At 64.9% G+C, this 15,623-nt stretch carries 14 protein-coding genes; 10 read left to right on the top strand and 4 right to left on the bottom strand.

All coding sequences use genetic code 11. The features are described 5' to 3' along the window. Positions 1-125 precede the first annotated feature (125 nt). The gene (locus tag AB0P23_RS12230) at positions 126-2,147 is read left to right on the top strand and encodes a DUF222 domain-containing protein (protein ID WP_363797719.1); all 2,022 of its coding nucleotides are present in this window, start codon (positions 126-128) and stop codon (positions 2,145-2,147) included. A gap of 55 nt (positions 2,148-2,202) precedes the next feature. Here AB0P23_RS12230 and AB0P23_RS12225 read toward each other — a convergent pair whose 3' ends face one another. Further along, positions 2,203-3,348: an NADH:flavin oxidoreductase gene (locus tag AB0P23_RS12225; protein WP_204857864.1), complete on the bottom strand. Its 1,146-nt coding sequence runs from the start codon at positions 3,346-3,348 to the stop codon at positions 2,203-2,205. A gap of 65 nt (positions 3,349-3,413) precedes the next feature. Between AB0P23_RS12225 and AB0P23_RS12220 the strand changes: the two genes are divergently transcribed. The 4 genes from AB0P23_RS12220 to AB0P23_RS12205 all read left to right on the top strand — a co-directional run bounded on the left by AB0P23_RS12220 (position 3,414) and on the right by AB0P23_RS12205 (position 7,371). Next, on the top strand, positions 3,414-4,235 hold the full coding sequence (locus tag AB0P23_RS12220) for a sulfurtransferase (protein WP_204857865.1): 822 nt from the start codon (positions 3,414-3,416) through the stop codon (positions 4,233-4,235). Positions 4,236-4,307: 72 nt separating this feature from the next. Further along, on the top strand, positions 4,308-5,135 hold the full coding sequence (locus AB0P23_RS12215) for an SDR family oxidoreductase (RefSeq protein WP_032369358.1): 828 nt from the start codon (positions 4,308-4,310) through the stop codon (positions 5,133-5,135). Positions 5,136-5,137: 2 nt separating this feature from the next. Next, entirely contained in the window at positions 5,138-6,343 is a 1,206-nt protein-coding gene (locus tag AB0P23_RS12210; RefSeq protein ID WP_027494412.1) for an acyl-CoA dehydrogenase family protein, read from the top strand. A gap of 44 nt (positions 6,344-6,387) precedes the next feature. Further along, positions 6,388-7,371 (top strand): ABC transporter substrate-binding protein, encoded by a 984-nt coding sequence (locus AB0P23_RS12205; protein WP_363797716.1) that lies wholly within the window; start codon positions 6,388-6,390, stop codon positions 7,369-7,371. Here AB0P23_RS12205 and AB0P23_RS12200 read toward each other — a convergent pair. Further along, positions 7,368-8,396: a TIGR03086 family metal-binding protein gene (locus AB0P23_RS12200; protein ID WP_363797714.1), complete on the bottom strand. Its 1,029-nt coding sequence runs from the start codon at positions 8,394-8,396 to the stop codon at positions 7,368-7,370. The two genes, AB0P23_RS12205 and AB0P23_RS12200, sit on opposite strands and share 4 nt — an antisense overlap. Continuing rightward, positions 8,393-8,749 (bottom strand): metalloregulator ArsR/SmtB family transcription factor, encoded by a 357-nt coding sequence (locus AB0P23_RS12195; RefSeq protein ID WP_032364507.1) that lies wholly within the window; start codon positions 8,747-8,749, stop codon positions 8,393-8,395. Before AB0P23_RS12195 ends, AB0P23_RS12200 begins: the two co-directional genes overlap by 4 nt. 149 nt (positions 8,750-8,898) lie before the next feature. Here AB0P23_RS12195 and AB0P23_RS12190 point away from each other — a divergent pair, with 149 nt between their 5' ends. The 5 genes from AB0P23_RS12190 to AB0P23_RS12170 all read left to right on the top strand — a co-directional run bounded on the left by AB0P23_RS12190 (position 8,899) and on the right by AB0P23_RS12170 (position 13,673). Next, positions 8,899-9,498 carry a DJ-1/PfpI family protein gene (locus AB0P23_RS12190; RefSeq protein WP_363797712.1) on the top strand — a complete coding sequence of 200 codons (600 nt, stop codon included), beginning with the start codon at positions 8,899-8,901 and terminating at the stop codon, positions 9,496-9,498. Next, positions 9,495-9,959: a MarR family transcriptional regulator gene (locus AB0P23_RS12185; RefSeq protein WP_032386047.1), complete on the top strand. Its 465-nt coding sequence runs from the start codon at positions 9,495-9,497 to the stop codon at positions 9,957-9,959. The genes AB0P23_RS12190 and AB0P23_RS12185 overlap by 4 nt, the downstream gene beginning before the upstream one ends. A 7-nt stretch (positions 9,960-9,966) precedes the next feature. After that, a complete protein-coding gene (locus AB0P23_RS12180; RefSeq protein ID WP_032373838.1) occupies positions 9,967-11,220 on the top strand; it encodes a hypothetical protein in 1,254 nt (417 codons plus the stop codon). 23 nt (positions 11,221-11,243) lie between these two features. Then, on the top strand, positions 11,244-12,248 hold the full coding sequence (locus AB0P23_RS12175) for an aldo/keto reductase family protein (protein ID WP_363797711.1): 1,005 nt from the start codon (positions 11,244-11,246) through the stop codon (positions 12,246-12,248). Between the two features lie 63 nt (positions 12,249-12,311). Further along, complete coding sequence (locus tag AB0P23_RS12170; protein ID WP_363797709.1) at positions 12,312-13,673, top strand: NAD(P)/FAD-dependent oxidoreductase; 1,362 nt, start codon at positions 12,312-12,314, stop codon at positions 13,671-13,673. A gap of 53 nt (positions 13,674-13,726) precedes the next feature. On the opposite strand, the gene AB0P23_RS12165 is transcribed toward AB0P23_RS12170, so the two are convergent. Beyond that, positions 13,727-15,568: an NAD(P)/FAD-dependent oxidoreductase gene (locus AB0P23_RS12165; protein ID WP_032369364.1), complete on the bottom strand. Its 1,842-nt coding sequence runs from the start codon at positions 15,566-15,568 to the stop codon at positions 13,727-13,729. Positions 15,569-15,623: the final 55 nt, after the last annotated feature.

Genomic DNA, 15,623 nt, shown 5'->3' with positions numbered 1-15,623 from the left:
GATCATCGCCGCGTCGGTCCCACGACCTGGGGTTCGACGGGTCCGGCGTTCTTGTCGGTGGGTCGGGATACTCTTCTTGCAATTCGAACATGCGTTCTTGTTTCGATTCACTGGGGGGTGAAGAGATGGCGATACCGACGGTCTCGTTGGATGCGTTGACCGCCGCTGCGCGAGAGGAGAATCGGCTGGCGGCCCGCAAGATTTCCGCGTGCTACGACGTCCATCGGAGCTGGATCACTCTCGACACCAAGCACAAACACTACAGCCGGTATGGGCGCACCGAGATGGCGGTGGCGTTGGGGTGTTCGGCGACGGTCGCCGAGGCGTATGTCTCGGTCGGGGTCGCCCTGCACACTCGACTGCCGCTGGTGAAGAAGGCATTCGAGGCTGGGGAGATCGACCTTCCGCGAGTGAGGGTGGTGTGCCGGATCCTCGACAACCTCTCCGACGACATCGTGAGGTCGGTCGAGGGCGAGATCGTCGAGGCGGCCCGACGGTCGTCACCGGGGCCGCTGGAGAAGGAGATCTGGGACATTCTGCTGCGGGTCGCGCCGGAGGAAGCAGCAGCGTTGCGGGAGTTCGCGAAGAGGTTCCGCAATGTTTCTTACGCCCCGGCTGGGGAGTTGGCGCGGATCCGAGCAGAATTGACCGCCCCCGAAGCCGCGGCCGCATGGCAGCTCCTGGAGGAAATGGCCGACACGCTCTGCCCGAAAGACCCACGCGGCAAACAGGATCGGCTGTGTGACGCCTTCATGGCGCGGATGCACGGAGAACCCCGGCTGGTATGCCTGTGTCAACGTGAGGACTGCCCGAAGAAAGATGCAGAGCTGCCGGACCGTCGGGTGCCGTTGACGATGGTCACCGTCGACATCGCCACCCTCATCGGACTGCTCGCGAATCCGGCGTACCTGGCCGGGCACGGATCCATCGATCCCGACCTCGCGCGGGAGTTGGCGCGCAACAGTCACTGGCAGGTCCTGCTCACCGAGGCGGTGACGTTGGCAGAGAAACTCGGACTGGCAGTGCAGAACCCGGAAACCGGGGAATGGGAACAACGCTCGGCAGAAACCACAGCCGAGCCGAGTGCGACAGAGCCCGAGCCGGCAGAGCCCGATACGGCAGAGCCTGACGCGGCAGAGCCTGACGCGACACAAACCGACGCGGAACCGGATACGCGAGTAACGCGGACGGATACAGGCACTGGCACCGCAACGAACACCGCAGCGCCAGTACCGTCGATACCGCCACCTTCGGTACCGCCACCGTCGGTACCGCCACCGTCGCTACCGGACCCAGGACCGCATCCCGGCGCGGGGCCGGGCCAGGGTTCGGGTTCGGGTTCGGTTGCAGCAGAATCGCATTCGAAGCCGGCCCCGACACCGCCTGGGCCGACCGACTACGACGAGACCCAGCACCGGCAACGACGTCGGAATGCCTTGGCGTCCTCTGCAGCCCTGTTCTGTACTCACACACCCGTCGGCAGGGGGACACGGCACAGCTCTGCCCTCGACCTATCCTCGGCGGTCCGCCCCGACAACCCGACGATCCGCCCCGCAGGCCGCAACGCACAGCGCACTTCCTCCGGCGTCTACATCGGCAATGCGTCCCTCGCCGCAGCACTCGAAGCCGCCATCGCCGCCGACCCCACTCTCGGGAAATCCGTACCACGTGACCCCTTGACCGACCGAGCGCCGATCTACCGACCTGACGCCCTCACCACCGCCGCCGTCCGACTACGCGATCGGCACTGCCGCTTTCCCGGCTGCCACCGACCCGCGGCACGCTGCCAACTCGACCACATCATCGCCTTCGATCACGCCAATCCCCTCGGCGGCGGCTGGACGACGGTCAACAACCTCCAATGCCTCTGCGAATACCACCACAGCGTCAAAACCGCAGGCTACTGGACCGCCGTCATGCTCCCCGGCGGTGCCATCCTGTGGACCTCCACCTCGAAGACCACCCGAATCACCCTGCCCGCCAACGGAACAGCCGTACCCATCATCGGGAACGACCTCCGGCCGTACATACCCACCAAACCCAAACGATCCGGCATCGTCGCCTACCCCGACCCACCGGACAACCCGACACCGACACCGCAGCCGGAGCCGAACGACGAGGAAGACGACACAGCACCACCGTTCTAGGCGCGTGCCCAAAACGATGGTGCCGGTGCGAGATGACGTGGTGGAGCTGTAAGCGCTAGACCAGGTTCCGAATGTGGTCGCGCGTGAATTCGATGCGCTCGTCGACGCGGCCGTCGCCGACCTTGTTCACCCACTCCGGATCGGAGAGCAGCGCCCGTCCGACGGCCACCAGGTCGAACTCGCCGTCCTGGAACTGACCGGCCAACGCGTCCAGTCCCGTCACACCGGAGGCCGCGTCCTCCGACCATGCCGAGGTGAACACCGAATCGAGGCCCACGGAGCCGACGGTGATGGTCGGAACGCCGGTGAGCTTGCGCGTCCAACCGGCCAGACCGAGCTTGCCGTCCACTCCGTCCAGTTCGGGGAATGCCGGATCCCAGTGCCGACGAGTCGAAGCATGCAGTACGTCCACGCCTGCGTCGACCAGTGGCGTGAGGACGCGATCGAGTTCGGCCGGGTTCTCTGCGAGTCGAGCGTCGAAGTGGTTGCTCTTCCACTGCGAGAAGCGGTAGACGATCGCGAAGTCGTCGCCCACCGCGGCACGGATCGCAGCGACCACCTGTGCGGGGAAGCGGGTCCGGGCCTCGAGAGATCCGCCGAACTCGTCGTCGCGCACATTGGTTGTTGCCCAGAGGAATTCGTCGAGGAGATAACCGTGAGCGCCGTGCAGTTCGAGGCCGTCGAAGCCGGTGTTCTTCGCGTTGACGGCAGCCTGAACCCAGTGCGAGGTCAGTTCGTCGAGATCGGCGTCGGTGAAGGCGCGACCGACCGAGGAGCCGTCGAGAGCGATGCCGGACGGGCTGACGGTGGTGACGTCGGGGAACAGGCGTGGCTCGGTGCCGCGCTCGACCCCCAGGTGCCACAGCTGGGGGATGATCGCGCTGCCCTCGGCGTGGACTGCATCGACGACGCCCTTCCATCCTTCGAGGCTGGCGTCGCCGTAGATCCGCGGTACGCGGGTGTGCGGTCCTGCGGCGGGGTCGGGGATATACGTGCCCTCGGTGATGATGAGGCCGGTGCCGCCTGCTGCACGTTTGCGGTAGTACTCCGCCACGTCCGGGCCGGGGATGCCGTCGGGCGAGAACGCCCTCGTCATCGGGGCCATCGCGAAGCGGTTACGCAGCTTCAGCGACTTGACCTCGAACGGCTCGAAGAGCCCGGCGGTGGACAGGTGCGGTGTTGTCGTTGCAGTTTCGGTCACGCCTGCGCACAACCTGGTCGGACTCCGAGCTATTCCCCCTCCCGGACTGTTAGCGTCGAAACACTATGAGCCAGTCGCCGCTGATATCAGCTTCCGAATTGCACGGTCTGTTCGAGATGGGTCGCGGCCCCGTGGTCCTGGACATTCGGTGGACCCTCCAAAACGGTAGCGACAGAGCAGGTTACGAGGCGGGGCACATCCCGACCGCGCAATTCGTCGACCTCGGTACGGAACTGGCCGCACCGCCGGACGATCGTGGTCGCCATCCGCTGCCCGACGCGGATACGTTCGTCGCGGCAATGCGGGGAGCCGGAGTCGGCGACGATTCCGCGGTGGTGGTCTACGACGCGGGGCCGGCAACTGCGGCTGCGCGGGCCTGGTGGTTGCTCCGCTACTTCGGCCACCGGAATGTGCGCGTCCTCGACGGCGGGTTCGCGCGATGGGTCGACGAGGGCTATTCCGTCGGCACCGAGCCCTCGATCGTGGCGGCCGGATCGTTCACGGCGCGGCCGCCGCTGGCTCGGGTCCTCGAGGTCGAGGACGTGCTGGCCTTCGCCCGCGAGAACGTCCTGCTCGACGCCCGCGCACCCGAGCGATTCCGCGGCGAGGTCGAGCCAGTCGATCCTGTGGCCGGCCACATCCCCGGGGCGGTCAACAGGCCGACGACCGACAATGTCGATTCCGACGGGCGCTTCCTGCCCCCGGAGGTACTCGATGGCGCATTCGGTGGACTCGTACCGAAGGGTAAGGACGTCGCCGTCTACTGCGGCTCGGGCGTGACCGCTGCACATCAGGTTCTCGCACTGGAGTTGGCAGGCATCGACGCGGCGTTGTATCCCGGCTCGTGGTCGGGTTGGATCACCGATCCGACGCGGCCGAGGGCATGACACACCGGCGCTGAGCTGACAGTTCATCCAATCAGGGTTGAACTTGAATCTGACTTCAACTATACCTGGGGAATGAAGGTTGCAGGCAAGGTCGCCATCGTCACCGGAGGTGGTGGCGGAATCGGCGGAGCCATCGCCGCCAGACTCGCCGAACACGGCGCCCGCGTCGTCGTCTCCGATGTGGACGAGTCCACGGCCCGATCCGTGGTCGACGCCATCGAGCGAGACCGGCCGGGCACAGCCGTCGCTGCCGCGGCCGACGCGTCGGACATCGGGGATATCGAGCGGCTGATCGCGGTCGCCGAAGAGTCGTTCGGTCCGGTCGATCTGTATTTCGCAAACGCCGGCATCAGCGGTGCCCCCGGGCTCGACGCCAGCGAACAGGATTGGGACTTGTCCTTCGACGTCAACGTGCGCGCACACATCCGCGCTGCGCAGCTGTTGGTGCCGGGTTGGCTCGAACGTGGTGAGGGCTACTTCGTCAGTACGGCCTCGGCAGCCGGCTTGCTCACCCAGATCGGTTCCGCGACATACGCGACGACCAAGCATGCCGCGGTGGGGTTCGCCGAATGGCTCAACGTCACCTACGGCAATCGGGGCATTCGCGTCAGCTGCCTGTGCCCGATGGGCGTCAACACCAAATTGCTCTACGAAGGCCGCGAATCGGGAGATGCGTTGGGAGCGGCCGCAACTGCCGCGGTGCTGAGCGCGGGCGCTGTGCTCGAACCGCTCGACGTCGCCGACGTGGTGCTCGACGCAATGGACCGGGAGCAGTTCCTGATCCTGCCCCACGAGAACGTACTGGACATGTACCGCAACAAAGGTGCCGATTACGACCGGTGGTTGCGGGGCATGCGCCGCTACCAGGACAGCTTGCTCGACAACCAACAGGGGAACTGAACGTGGCATTTTTCGAGACCAGCGACCGCGCAAAGAAGTACGAGTCGGATCTGTTGGAGTTCATGGACTCTCACGTCTATCCGGCGGAGGCGGTGTACGAGCAACAGATGCTCGAAGCCGGTGACCCGCACTTCCATCCCCCGATTCTCGAGGACCTGAAGAAGGAAGCGCGCTCGCGCGGACTGTGGAATCTGTTCCATCCGCACCCCGAGTGGGGCCCCGGCCTGACCAACCTCGAATACGCTCCGCTGGCCGAGATCATGGGCCGCAGCCTGCTCGCCCCCGAGGCATGCAACTGCAACGCACCCGACACGGGCAACATGGAGGTGTTCACCCTCTTCGGTACCGACGAGCACAAAGAGAAGTACCTGAAGCCGTTGCTGGACGGCAAGATTCGTTCGGCCTTCGCGATGACCGAGCCCGACGTCGCCAGTTCCGATGCCACCAACATCGCGATGAAGATGGACCGCGACGGCGACGACTTCATCCTGAACGGGCGCAAATGGTGGACGTCGAACGCGATGCACAAGAACTGCAAGGTTCTGATCGTCATGGGCAAGACCGACCCCGAGGCAGCAACGCACCGGCAGCAGTCGATGCTCGTCGTGCCCATCGATGCGCCCGGCGTCACCGTGCTGCGCAACCTGCCCGTCTTCGGCTACGTCGACCGAGAGGGCCACGCCGAGGTTCTCTTCGAGGACGTGCGGGTGCCGGCGAAGGACGTGCTGAAGGGGCCGGGTGAGGGATTCGCCATCAGTCAGGCTCGACTGGGGCCCGGCCGCATCCACCACGCGATGCGGACCATCGGTGTTGCGGAGCGAGCGCTCGAATTGCTCTGTCGCCGTGCGGTTTCACGGGTGACCTTCGGCAAGCCGGTCGCCATGCGTGCGAACATCCAGGACTGGATCGCCGAGGCGCGCATCGAGATCGAGAAGACGCGGCTGCTGACGTTCAAGGCCGCCTACCTGATGGACACCGTCGGAAACAAGGAAGCGCGCACCGAGATCGCAGCGATCAAGGTCGCTGCACCCGAGATGGCGCTGAAGATCATCGACCGCGCCATTCAGGTGCACGGCGGCGGCGGAGTCAGCAACGACTTCCCGCTGGCGATGATGTACGCACACGTGCGGACGCTGCGGCTCGCCGACGGTCCCGACGAGGTGCACAAGATGTCCATCGCGAAGATGGAGCTGCGCAAGTACATGTGAACGTAGCTCACCTCAGGAAGGCAAGGCTGTGCTAATTTCTGCCGATGACAAGGACCTTCCTGGGGTGCGCCTTTGCCGTCGCCACGGCCCTGACGCTGGCATCGTGCAGCAGCAACACCGCTGACGACGCCGGCTCCGACACCCGCAGCGTCACCGTCGACACACTCGTCGGACCCACGCAGATCACGGGAACGACACAGCGCATCGTCGCATTCGGGCAGCAGTGGGTGGACGCGCTGCTCGAATTCGACGTGCAACCCGTCGGGTATGTCTCCGCCGGATCGAACGGCGACGAACGCGGGCTCTACCCCTGGCAGTCCGCAGTGGATACGGATGCCCAGATGCTCGACTCGGCCGCCGTCGATCAGATGGGGGCTTCGGTGCCGACCGAGCAGATCGCGGCGCTACAGCCCGACCTGATCCTGCTGTCGGGGATACCGTCGATAGAGCCGTACAAGAGCTTGTCCGACGTCGCGCCCACGATATTTCCGAAGGCGGAGAAGGTCGAGACGTGGGAATCGCAGATCGAGACGCTCGGGCGGGTGCTCGATCGCGAGGACGATGCACAGAGCATCATCGACGAGGGGCATGCCGTAACCGATGGCATCCGTCAGCAGTACCCGGCGCTCGACGGTAAGTCGGCTGTGTTGTCGCAGTTCGTTTTCGACAGTCAGCAGCTTGCGGTCGTCGCCGACCCGGAGGACGGTGCCGCGAAGGTCTTCGACAGCATCGGACTCGACGTCCCGCAGGATTTGGTGAACTCGCCCGATATCTCTCACGGCCGGATCGTGCTGAGCCCCGAACGGCTGGACGTTCTCACCGCAGACCTCGTGGTCATTCTCCCCAACGGCGGCACGCGCGAAGACCTCGAACAACTTCCGGGGTTCACCAGCCTGCCCGCGGCGACCGGCGGCGGAGTTGCCGTCGTCGACTACGCGACGGTGGTGGGATTCAATACACCATCGAAAGCGTCGGTCGAGTTCTCGCTGAACGAGATTCGTCCGCAGCTCGAGGCTGTGGGTACCTAACTCTCGGGTGACCAGGACGGGTCGCGTCCGATGAAGGCCATCAACCTGTCCTGGGCGGATGCGTTGTCGTCGACGTCGACGGCGGGGCCGAACTGCCCGCTCTCGCGGAGCACGCGGTCCATCGGTTTCATGGCGATCAGCGCTGCGGCGCAACGCTCTTCGCCGAGATCGGGTTCGCGTCCCAGGGCTTTGGCCAAGTCCCAGGTGTGCATCCACACATCAGCGGTATAGAACCGGTCGATCGCGTCTTCGACCGGCATGTCGCCGATGTGCGGGTTGCTCAGGATGCGGCCCGCGGGGGCGTCGAGGATGGCTTGGATGTCGGCGACGTGTCGCGCCCACCCGGCGGCAGGGTCGCGCGCCACGTCGAGTTCGGTGAGTTCGACACCCTCGACACCGCCGAGGAAACCACGTGACCAACCGACGAGATGTTCGACGACACCCAGCGCGTTCCACTCCGGTACCGGACTGGGCCGAGACCACGCGTCCCCGGAAACGGAATCGACCAACGCCGTGAACGCGGCAGCGTCCCGTGCATGCTGTGCAGCCGGTCCCGTCAACAGTGCATCGAGTTTCTCGTAACCCTCCCTGACTCCCACATCCATTCCGCTGGAGAGCATCCCGTCTCGGGTTGCGAAGTCGGACAGGACGCTCAACACCCTCAATCGCGTACCGCCGTCGTCGCGGGCCCCGAAAGCCATGGTCTCGAGGGCGACCGAATCCGGATCGCCTTCGTAGGTGAAGGTCCACACGATCCGCTCGTTCGCGCGAACCTCGTGGAAGCTGCCGAAGAACGACGCGATCTCTTCGCCGTCGCGGTCGTTCGCGAACGACCATGCGCCGCCGGTTCGTGCGTCCCACGCGATGATTCGCGTCGTCACCGACCGTGGGCCTACCCACTGCCGATACAGATCGGGGTCGACGTGTGCGCGGAACACCTGCTCCGGCGACGCGTCGAACTGCCTGATGATCTCGATGGTGGGTACTTTGTCGTCCGCTACTATCTCGGTTTCGTGCTCGTTCATGACACGTCCTTCTGAGAGTCGTCTTGTGTTACAACGTGATCCAGCAGGTCGTCGAGACGTCGGTAGCGCTGCTCGGCCTCCTGGCGGTAACGCTCGATCCACTTCGCCATCAGTCCGAACACCTCTGCATCCAAATGCACCGGTCTGCGCTGGGCGTCTTTGCTGCGCGTCACCAGCCCGGCGTCTTCGAGCACCTTCACGTGCTTGGAGACTGCCTGCAGGCTCATGTCGTACGGCTCGGCCAGTTCGCTGACGTTGGCGTCGGCACCCGCAAGCCGAGCAACCATGTCACGCCGAGTGGGGTCCGCCAACGCTGCAAAGGTTCGATTGAGCTGCTCGATACGGTCGTCCATGGTCACCCACCTCCTCGAATACGGCCAAGATATGCCCCTCGAGCTGTGTAGTCAACCAATTGGTTTACAAGATTCGTGGAAGGGTTGACAGCCTGTTGTCAAAAGCGAATGATTGACAGCATCCTGTCAATCGATGTGAGGACCGTTCCATGATCACCGTTGCGCTGTATGCCACCGACACCATGGCCGATTGGGAGTACGGCTACCTCATCGCCGGGCTCACGATGGCCCGCGAGCAGAATCCCGACGCCAACCGGTTGCTCGTCGCATCGGAGTCGGGGGAGGCGGTGACGACGATGGGCGGCCTGAGGATTACCCCCGACGTTGCGTTGGCCGATCTTCCGCCCGTCGACGCGCTGATCCTGCCCGGTGCCGGCACGTGGCAATCCGCCAACGAGGCAGCGTTGGAGCTGGCCGCCGAACTCGTGGCGGCGGGCACTCCGGTCGCGGCAATCTGCGGCGCAACCTACGGGCTGGCTCGGATCGGCCTGCTCGACGACCGGCCACATACCTCGAATGCCGCCGAATTCCTCACTCAGGCTGCGGAATACCATGGAGCCGAGCATTACCGCGAGGAGAAGGCAGTGTCCGACGGCACCGTCATCACCGCGGGAGCGACTGCACCGATCGAGTTCGCCAAGCTGGTGTTCGAGCGCCTCGACGTGTTCCCGCAGCCCATCATCGACGCTTGGTACGGGCTCTACACGACGGGGGAGCGCAGATTCTACGACCAGCTGACGGGCGCATGAGCGGACGAACGCCGGAGGGGGACGCGCTCACCGAGGTGGTCCTGCCGGTCTTCGAGCTCAACGGCGAATTCCTCGCTGCCGCACAGGACATCACCGAACCGACAGGATTGACGCCGGCCTGGTGGCAGGTTCTCGGGGCCACTCTCGACGAGCCGCTCTCGGTGGCCGATATAGCGCGACGCGTCGGTCTGGGTTTGGCGCGGCAAAGTGTGCAACGAACCGCAAACTTGTTGGTGGACAAGGGCTGGGCCGTCTACATCGAGAATCCGAACCACAAGCGAGCGAAGCTCCTCGAGCCCACCCCGAAGGGACGCGAGACCGTAGCCGCTCTGCGAGATGCTCAACACACGTGGTCGGACGCGGTGGGCGCCGCAGTGGGTGAGGACGAATTGCGTTCTTTTGCACAGACTTTGGAGAAAATTGTTGCGGCATCCCGCGCCTACCGTGGTGGCCGTGCATAATTCGGGGATGTCAGCGCTCGCGATCGTTCTTTCCGGACTCCTGGCCGGTTTGCTCTCGCAATCCGACGGGGTCGATATCTTCGGCGACACCAGCGTCGGGGGTGTGGTGTTCTCCAGCGGCGGAGGGGGAGTCGCCGTAGCAGTGATTCTGGCGTCGGGTCTGGCTATGCTCGTCCGTCGGCGCAGTATTCTCGCCGGTCTGTCCATCGCCGCGGCCGTAGTCGCCGGGGTGACGGCATTGCTGATTCCCTCCGACCTCGCCGAGGTGTTGGCAGGGGGAGTCCTGTTGGGATCCGCAGCAGTACAAGCTTGTGGTGCACGAGTTCGACAAGCACTGTTGATCGGGTCGTTCCTCGTCGGACTACTCAGTGCAGGCGCGGTCGAGGCCTTGCAGCATCCGAGTATCCCGCGGCGCTACGCCGACTACCTCACCGAATCCGATATCGGCCCGCCGGTTGTCGTTCCGGTGCTGTGCGTACTGGTCGTAATTGCAGTGGCCTCGGCAGCACGTGTCGACCGCAGCGACGACCATGTGCCACCGGAACGGAGCATCCGCACGGTCGGGGCGATACTACTGATCTCGATCGGTGGCTTGCTGCTCAATATGTTGTTCGTGCAGATGCTGTTTCGAGCTGAAGACGGCTTCGGGGGAAGCTGGTACTTCGGCCTCGTCGTCGTACCAGTGTTGTTCGGTGCTGCCGCTCTGCTACCGGGTCGCGGAGGCATTCTTGTGCTCGCCGGGACAGCCGTGTTGCTCACCTCGACCACCACCGCTGGGGTGGGCATCGATGTGTCGGACGGTATCTGGGTGCTCGGGCTCGTGGCAATCACGGCAGTTGCGGTGACAGTGGGCGCGGCACTCGGGCTGCGCTGGGGTCGACCGATCGTCGGCTTCGCGACCCTGGCGGTGGTGTGTACGACCGCGCTGTTCGAGCGCCCCCCGTGGGACAACGTGCACTACGCGGCAAGTCTGGTGATCTTCCCGGCCGCTGCGGCCTATCTGTACGTGGCGTGCACGCCGGCTACTACCACTCCCTCGACCTGCACGCCCTTGACCATCGGCCTCGCGGTACCGGTGGCGATCACGGTGCCGATGGTCGTCACCTACGGCTGGACGGCGTACACGCCGCTCACATCCGCCCTCCACCACTCCACGTGGCCCAGCATGGAACTGTGGCTCTCCACGGGCGCGGCAGTGGTAGCGGTGGTCCTCGCAGGCGTCGGGACGCGGGTCCTCGGTCGTCGGCCACTACTGAATTGATCACCGGAGTACCGTTTTCTTACATGGCTTACAGATACCTCGGAAACAGCGGACTGAAGATTTCGGAGATCACGTACGGCAATTGGTTGACCCATGGTTCGCAGGTGGAGAACGACATCGCGACCCAGTGCGTGCGTGCGGCTCTCGATGCAGGCATCACCACATTCGATACCGCCGATGTCTACGCCAACGGGGCTGCGGAAACGGTCCTCGGTGACGCGTTGAAGGGCGAGCGTCGCGAATCGCTGGAGATCTTCACCAAGGTCTACTTTCCCGTCGGACCCAAGGGCCCCAACGACACCGGTCTGTCCCGCAAGCACATCCTTGAAGGCATCGACGCGTCGCTGCGACGCCTCGGTACCGATTACGTCGATCTTTACCAGGCCCACCGCTACGACGTCGAGACCCCGCTCGAAGAGACCATCGCCGCGTTCGGCGACGTCGTCCGTCAGGGCAAGGCCCTCTACATCGGCGTTTCGGAGTGGACGGCCGATCAGCTCCGCGCCGGCCAGGAACTGGCACGGCAGAACGGGTTCTCGATCATCTCGAACCAGCCGCAGTACTCGGCCCTGTGGCGCGTCATCGAGGATCAGGTGATCCCGACGTCCAAGGAACTGGGCATCTCCCAGATCGTGTGGTCACCCATCGCTCAGGGAGTGCTCACCGGCAAGTACCTACCCGGACAACCGCTGCCCGACGGCTCGCGCGCCAAGGACGACAAGGGCGGCGACAAGATGATCGCGCGCTACCTCGACGATCAGACGCTCACCCGGGTGCAGGCACTCAAGCCGATCGCCGACGATCTCGGAATCACCATGGCGCAGTTGGCCGTTGCCTGGGTTCTGGCCAACGACAACATTTCCGCCGCGCTGGTCGGGGCATCGCGGCCCGAGCAGATCGCCGAGAACATCAAGGCGTCCGAGTTCACCCTGGACGCGGATGTACTCGCCAAGATCGACGAAGCCCTCGGCGATTCGGTCGAGCGCGATGCGGGCAAGACCGGCTCCCCGGAAGCCCGGTTGGTCTAGAAATTCGTCGCCCGGTCCACGTTTGACGGGGCGGAGCTGCGGTACTCGGCGTTAATGTGGACCATGCGCTCACCACTCCGTAATCGCAGCACCGCCCCGGCTCCCGCATCCCCAGCCTGGGTGGTGGTGGTCGGCGGCGGGTTCGGCGGCTTCTACGCACTGCGCAAGATGCAGAAGCTGTTGGGCCCGGACCGCGCCTCGTTCACCCTGGTCGCGCCCAACGACTACCTGCTCTACAGCCCGTTGCTGCCCGAGGTGGCGACCGGCGTGCTGGATCCGCGGGACATCGCGGTGTCGACGCGGCAGACGTTGCGGCGCACCAAGTTGGTGCTGGGACACGTCACGTCCGTCGACTTCGAGAATCGACGCGTTCGCGTCGCCGGTCCCGACGGTGATTCGGAACTGGCCTGGGACAAGCTGATTCTGGCCCCGGGTTCGGTGACGAGGCAGTTCGACATCCCCGGTGTCGCCGAGCACGCACACGGTCTCAAGACCCTGAGCGAAGCGGTGTTCATTCGCAACCACGTGTTGAAGCAGTTGGATGCAGCCGACGAACTGCCCGACACGCCGGAGGGCCGCGCCGAACGCAAGGAACGGCTCACCGTCGTCGCTGTAGGAGCCGGTTATACGGGCACCGAATTCGTTGCGCAGATGCAGAATTGGATTCGCGGTATCGCTACCCGGTGGGCGACGGTCGACCCGTCGGACATCCGGTGGTTGCTCATCGACCTCGCGCCGGCGGTGCTGCCGGAACTGGGCGAGCGACTCGGCAAGGAAGCAATGGAAGTCCTCGCCGCTCGCGGCGTCGAGGTGCGTCTCGGGGTGTCGGTGGAATCGGCCACGGCGAACGCGGTGACGCTGACGGACGGCGACGTCGTACCGACACGCACCCTGGTGTGGGGAGCGGGCGTGGCTGCGAGCCCCCTCATCGCGCAACTCGACCTGCCGACCGAAAAGGGCCGGCTTGTGGTCAACCCCGACCTCACGGTCCCCGGCGTGGACGACGTCTGGGCCATCGGTGACGCGGCCGCGGTGCCCGATATCGCCGCCGACCTGTCGAAGCCGACGCCGCCCACCGCGCAGCACGCGCAGCGGCAGGGCACAGCGGTGGCCAAGAACGTCGCCGCGTCCCTCGGTGTCGGTACTGCTCGACCGTACCGACACAAGGATCTGGGACTGGTCGCCGACCTGGGCGGATTCGACGGTGTGGCAAAGCCTTTGGGTGTGCCCCTCACCGGAGCCGTCGCGAAGTTCGTCGCCCGCGGTTATCACCTCTATGCCCTGCCCACCGCCTCCGCCCGGGTGCGCGTGGCCACCGATTGGCTGTACTCGACGGTGCTGTCCACCCGCGTGGTCAACCTCGATCAGGTGCGCTCCGAGGATGCGTTGATCGCCAAGGCGCAGGGGACCGGCGTGTACGACTAGGCAGCCATGTGCGCGGAAACTCGTAGCCCACTACGAGTTTCCGCGCACGACCGTCACCGAAGGTGATGCACCTCCTGCAGCCCGTAGACCGGGGTGTCGATGCCCTCGTAACGCGCCTTGATCTGCAGCGCCAGGTACAGCGAATAGTGGCGTGACTGATGCAGATTGCCGCCGTGGAACCAGAAGTTCTCCTGCTGCGTCGGCTTCCACATGTTCCGCTGTTCGCCCTCCCACGGACCGGGATCCTTGGTGGTGTCCGAGCCCAGGCCCCAGCACTTGCCCACCTTGTCGGCGGTCTCCTGGTCGATGAGATCGGCGACCCAGCCGTTCATCGAGCCGTAGCCGGTGGCGTAGACGATGAGGTCCGCCGGTAGTTCGGTCCCGTCCTCGAGTACGACGCCGGTCTTGCTGATCCGCTCCACCTGCCCGGCAACGAGTTTGATCTTGCCGTCCGCGACGAGCTCGGATGCGCCGACGTCGATGTAGTAACCCGAGCCGCGGCGCAGGTACTTCATGAACAGGCCGGAACCGTCGTCACCGAAGTCGTGCTGGAAGCCTGCCTTCTCGAGGCGATCGTAGAAATCCTTGTCCTGCTCTGCGATCTGCTGATACACCGGGATCTGGAACTCGTGCATGATCCGGTACGGCAGCGACGCGAACGTGAGATCGGCCTTGGCCGTGGTCATTCCGGACTCCACCGCGCGCTCCGAGTAGAGATCGCCGAGAGCGATCTCGCACAACGAGTCCGACTTGACGATGTGTGTGGACGAGCGCTGCAGCATCGTGACGTCGACGCCCGTCTCGTACAGCGCCTTGCAGATGTCGTGCGCCGAGTTGTTGGAACCGACGACCACCACGCGCTTGCCGACATAGGCGTCGGGACCGGGGTGTTCGCTGGAATGGTGCTGCTCGCCCTCGAATTCGTCCATGCCGGGGAAGTTGGGCACGTTCTTCTTGCCGGACATCCCGGTGGCCATCACCAACTGCTTGGGCCGCAGGATCACTTCCTCGCCGTCGCGGTCGACGACGACTGTCCACTCCTTCGCGGCCTCGTCGTAGGTCGCGGACTTCGCGGTCGTCTTGGTCCAGTACGGAACCTCCATGACCTTGGTGTACATCTCGAGCCAATCGCCGATCTTGTCCTTCGGCGCGAACACCGGCCAGTTCGGCGGGAACGGCAGGTAGGGCAGATGGTCGTACCAGACCGGGTCGTGCAGGCACAGTGACTTGTATCGGCCACGCCACTGATCTCCGGGGCGCTCGGCACGGTCGACGACGATCGCCGGGACGCCGAGTTGACGGAACCGAGCACCGAGAGCGATGCCGCCCTGCCCGCCGCCGACGACGAGGACGTACGGCTGCACGCTGTAGCCGAGCTCCGTCTCTTCCATCTCCTTCTTCTCGGCCCAGTTCTGGGTGTCGGCATTCGAGCCGTGCACGGCACCCTTGATGCGGGACTTGCCCTGCCGCTCCTCGTATCCCTTGAGTTCTTGCATCGTCGTCAGCAGCGTCCACGCCACGTCGTCACCGGTCTCGGCGTCCGTCGTCAAACGCAGATGTCCCTTGCCACGGCTCGTCGCCGTCTCGAATGCGATCCACGCCGAGACGACGCCGTCTGCTTCGTCGGGGGTCTCGGTGGTGTGAAATCCCGTCGGGTCGGTATCGGCGAGCCTTTCACCGAGCATGTCGGCGACGCCGTCCCGGCCCTCGACCGTCTTGAGGTTCCAGGTGAACGTGACGAGATCGCGCCAGAAGCTGCTGACGGCGAACATGCCGGCAACACGAGGAATGTCCCGGGTGACCAGGGCGTCCTCGAACTTCGACAACCAGGCGTCGACCCGTTCCTGCGGGGTGTGCGTGCGGGTGATCGAGTCGGGCTCGATGGTCTGGGTCATGAAAACTCCTTGCGATGAAGAGGTGCCGTGTATGTGACCCAGCACACTCTCTTCG

Origin of the sequence: Rhodococcus sp. NPDC077669 (assembly GCF_040686915.1) — a bacterium.
In the GTDB taxonomy this organism is placed as follows: domain Bacteria; phylum Actinomycetota; class Actinomycetes; order Mycobacteriales; family Mycobacteriaceae; genus Rhodococcoides; species Rhodococcoides fascians.
This window is presented reverse-complemented; position numbering and strand designations above follow the sequence as displayed.